The sequence below is a fragment of the Micromonospora sp. NPDC002411 genome, assembly GCF_053592955.1.
The window spans coordinates 1-3,645 of record NZ_JBSFBM010000496.1 but is presented as its reverse complement, the minus strand read 5'-3'; the positions used below and the strand labels follow the sequence as shown (position 1 = coordinate 3,645).

The window sequence follows — 3,645 nt, the reverse complement described above, 5'->3', positions numbered from 1 at the left end:
CTGGTACCGGTGCCCTGACGTCCGAAGCGTTGGGCCGGGTCGCGACCGCGGCCCGGCCCAACACAGGTTCAGGCTCAGGGCAGCGGGCAGGCCTCCCGGGACGCGTCCAACGCGCGGTCCTTCCGGATCGACGCGAAGCCGTACCCGACGGTGGTCACACAGAAGTCGTCGGTCGAGCCGGAGTACTCCACGTGGAAGACCGGCTTGCCGGCGTCGGCGAACGGCAGCAGCTTGGCGCACTGGGCCAGCCGTACGCACTCCTCGTTGACCACGAAGTCGAAGTCCGGGGCCAGCGCGGCGAGCTGCGGCACGTCGTTGACCAGCCCGGGGGAGAGGCTCAGCGAGCGGGCCAGCTCGGCCAACCGGCGGTTGAACAGCAGTTGGTCGTCGAAGTCGAGTGGGAAGCCGGTGCGGAACGCGTACCCGTCGGCGTCGGCGAGCGCGACCGCGCCGAACCCCTTGCCCCGGCACAGCCGGAACCGGTCAGCCAGCACCGGTTGGAGCGCGTCCCAGCTCCGTACGTCCAGCCACCGGCTGTCCGGACGAGGCCCGGTCGAGCCGTGGACGACGTGCGGGAACCGGTTGGCGTCCGGGTCGGTGGAGCGGACCGACCCGACGTGCACCTGGCAGATCAACCGGCGGTCCCGGGAGCGTAGCTCGGCGGTCTCCGCGGCGGTGGTGGCCACCGGGTCGAGCAGGAAGACGTCCGCCTGCACCGCCAGGTCGAGCGGCCCGGTCAGCTGCCACTGCCACTGCCAGTGGGGGGACTGCCCGGCGGGCCACGCGGTGGGCGCGCCGGGCGGGGTCAGCGCCGGACGGCACCCGTACGCCGGAACGATCAGCAGCAGCGCGACGCCGGCCGACACGACGCGGTGCAGTGGGCGTACGGCGGCGCGTCGCCGTGGCCGGATCCGCATCGGCAGCTCCCGGGGCCGGGGCGGCCCGTCGCCGCCCTCACCGGTACGCCGGCCCCACGCTCGGCCCGACGTACCTCATCGGGTCAAACGAGCGCGGGGGCGCGGACGACGCGCGGTCAGCGCGGTGCTGCGAAGACCTGCGTCCAGTACGGTCCGTTGCTGTTGGCGATGCCGACGCCGATCTCGGTGAACGCGCAGTTCAGGATGTTGGCCTTGTGGCCGGAGCTGTTCATCCAGGCGTCCATCACCGACGTCGGGGTCTTCTGGTTCCAGGCCACGTTCTCGCCGTACGTGCGCCAGGCGTAGCCGACCCGGTCCAGCCGGACGCCGGCGTTGCTGCCGTCGCTGCCCGTGTGCGACATGTTCTGGTGGTCGGCCTGGTCCTGGCTGTGCTTCTGCGCGGCGGTCATCAGCTTGTCGTTGATGCTCAGCGCCTTGCAGCCGGCCTTGGCCCGCTCGGCGTTGACCAGGTCCACCACCTCGCGGGCCTGCGAGCTGACGGTGCCGCTGGAACCTCCGGAACCCGAGCCGGTGGTCGTGCTCGGTGCGGTGCTGCGGGCGCGGCGCGACGCGGCGGTGGTCCGCGACGCCGCGGGGGTCGGCTTGACGACCTTGGTCGGCGAGGGGCTCGGCTGCACCGAGCTGGGCGCGGCGGACGGGGAGGGTGCGGCCAGGGTGTCGAGGGCCGGCGGTTCGGTCGGGGCCTGCGACGCGGCGAAGGTGTCGTCGACAGCGGTCGGCTGGTCGGCCCCGTCGCCACCGCCGGGCATCGCGAGCGCGCCGACGCCGAAGGTCACCACGAGGGTGGCCGCAGCAGCGGCACCGCCGATCATCATCGGCTTGCGCCAGCGGCGCGGGGAGCGGTGCCGTCCCTCGCCGGAACGGCCGGTCGCCCCATCCTGGGCACGCCATTCGTCGGTGGTCGCGGGGTCACTGTCGGTGTGCCACCCGCCGGTGGTGTCCTCTACCGGGTGGCTGTCGCCCCAGTGGCCGCTGTCGTCGCCCGGGCGGTGGGCTGGCCAGGCGGCGGTGGGGGCGTCTGCCGGGCCGGCGGGCGTCGACCGGCCCGACTGCCAGTCGTCGGCGGGCTGCTGCGGGTGCCGCTCGTCGCCGGGCTGGTCGGTGTCGTCACCGAACAGGTAGGCCGAGCGGGGCTCCGGGCGGTCGTGCAGCCAGGCCGGCTCGTCGGTCGGCCGTTCAGCGCGCCGGGGGGCGCCGTTCGGGTCCATCGGGTCGGTCCAGCCGTACACGCCTATGCCTCCAGAGGTCGGTTGCGGGCCGGGGTGACGCTACGGCGCGCCCGCGACCTGCGGCAACGTGGCTAAGGAAGAGTTAAGGGGAAGTCGGACGCGAGGGGGCGGACTTCCGGGAATCCGGGCGTACAGTAAAGGTGTCCGGACAGAGCGTGTCCGTGCCGTGAAGGCAGCCCCCCGACAAGTGGACAGGTGGACGTAGAGATGATCTACGGCCTGCGAGAACTTGACGAAGGAGGGGTTTGCGGCTCAATATATAGGTGTCGCCAGTCGCGCCCGGTCATGCCCAGATACAGCCTGGAATGACAGCCGCGTACAAATGGGCGCGCGTTGGCCGGCCTTTCCGGCAGCGCATATCAAGGAGTCAGCATGGCGAAGGCCCTCTACGGCCACGTAGGTGCAGCGCCCGACCGGCGTCTGCTCGACGAGGTCACCCGGCTACGTGCCAGGGTGCAGGCACTGGAGTTCGAGATCACGCGTCTGCGTGCCGACAATGATCGGCTCGCGGCGGCTGCGGCGGAGGCGGACGATCTGCTCCGTCTGGCCGAGCCGGCGCTGACCTGATCTCCGCGTCGACAAAACTGAATCGCACCATCGCAGAAAAGCGCGCCGACACGTCCTGTGCCGGCGCGCAACACTGTCCGGTTCTTTTCGGGGTCGACGATTTATGATCTTGCGATCGGTCGCGCGGGAACCGTCGCCGCCGCATCCGAATAACGCACCGGCGGATAAGCCGATCATGAACTGCTCTCGCCATTATCGTGACCGCCGGAACAACAGTGCGTGCGCGCCTCGCGCCCTCGACGTACCCGACCCGGGGCGGGTCGCGTGCCGGCCCGCTTCCACCACCGGGTTAGTCTGCGAGTTCACCCAGGTCCCCAGAGCCGGGGCGGCCACCGGACGAGGATCGAGAAGGTGTATCTCAAGAGCCTGACGGTGAAGGGGTTCAAGTCCTTCGCCTCCGCGACGACGTTGAAGCTGGAGCCCGGGATCACCTGTGTGGTGGGCCCGAACGGCTCCGGTAAGTCCAACGTCGTCGACGCCATCGCCTGGGTTCTCGGCGAGCAGGGCGCCAAGGCGCTGCGCGGCGGCAAGATGGAGGACGTCATCTTCGCCGGCACCGCCGGTCGGGCGCCGCTGGGTCGCGCCGAGGTCACCCTCACCATCGACAACACCGACGGCGCGCTGCCGATCGAGTACACCGAGGTCTCCATCACCCGCCGGATGTTCCGCTCGGGTGAGAGCGAGTACGAGATCAACGGCAACTCCTGCCGGTTGCTCGACATCCAGGAGCTGCTGTCCGACTCCGGCATCGGCCGGGAGATGCACATCATCGTCGGGCAGGGCCGACTCGACGGCATGCTGCACGCCAAGCCGGAGGACCGCCGGGCGTTCATCGAGGAGGCGGCCGGCGTCCTCAAGCACCGCAAGCGCAAGGAAAAGTGCAGAACGTCTTGTGCAGGTTCAGGTGCGAC

The 3,645-nt window shown here is 70.7% G+C and carries 4 protein-coding genes; 2 read left to right on the top strand and 2 right to left on the bottom strand.

Annotated elements, in window-relative coordinates:
* Positions 1 to 74: 74 nt before the first annotated feature.
* Both ACWCO3_RS32855 and ACWCO3_RS32850 read right to left on the bottom strand, forming a co-directional pair.
* Complete coding sequence (locus ACWCO3_RS32855) at positions 75 to 917, bottom strand: endo alpha-1,4 polygalactosaminidase (RefSeq protein WP_450013816.1); 843 nt, start codon at positions 915 to 917, stop codon at positions 75 to 77.
* Positions 918 to 1,033: 116 nt separating this feature from the next.
* Positions 1,034 to 2,167 carry a CAP domain-containing protein gene (locus ACWCO3_RS32850; RefSeq protein ID WP_450013814.1) on the bottom strand — a complete coding sequence of 378 codons (1,134 nt, stop codon included), beginning with the start codon at positions 2,165 to 2,167 and terminating at the stop codon, positions 1,034 to 1,036.
* A gap of 372 nt (positions 2,168 to 2,539) precedes the next feature.
* Here ACWCO3_RS32850 and ACWCO3_RS32845 point away from each other — a divergent pair, with 372 nt between their 5' ends.
* Together ACWCO3_RS32845 and ACWCO3_RS32840 are read left to right on the top strand one after the other, a co-directional pair.
* The gene (locus tag ACWCO3_RS32845) at positions 2,540 to 2,734 is read left to right on the top strand and encodes a hypothetical protein (protein WP_007456482.1); all 195 of its coding nucleotides are present in this window, start codon (positions 2,540 to 2,542) and stop codon (positions 2,732 to 2,734) included.
* 351 nt (positions 2,735 to 3,085) lie between these two features.
* Positions 3,086 to 3,645, top strand: a 560-nt coding sequence (locus ACWCO3_RS32840) for a chromosome segregation SMC family protein (protein ID WP_450013812.1), incomplete at its 3' end; no start/stop codon positions are given.

What these genes read in the sequence shown, in the direction of transcription:
- ACWCO3_RS32855 (WP_450013816.1), bottom strand. Translation starts at nt 917, where the DNA reads ATGCGGATCCGGCCACGGCGACGCGCCGCCGTACGCCCACTGCACCGC.
- ACWCO3_RS32845 (WP_007456482.1), top strand. Translation starts at nt 2,540, where the DNA reads ATGGCGAAGGCCCTCTACGGCCACGTAGGTGCAGCGCCCGACCGGCGT.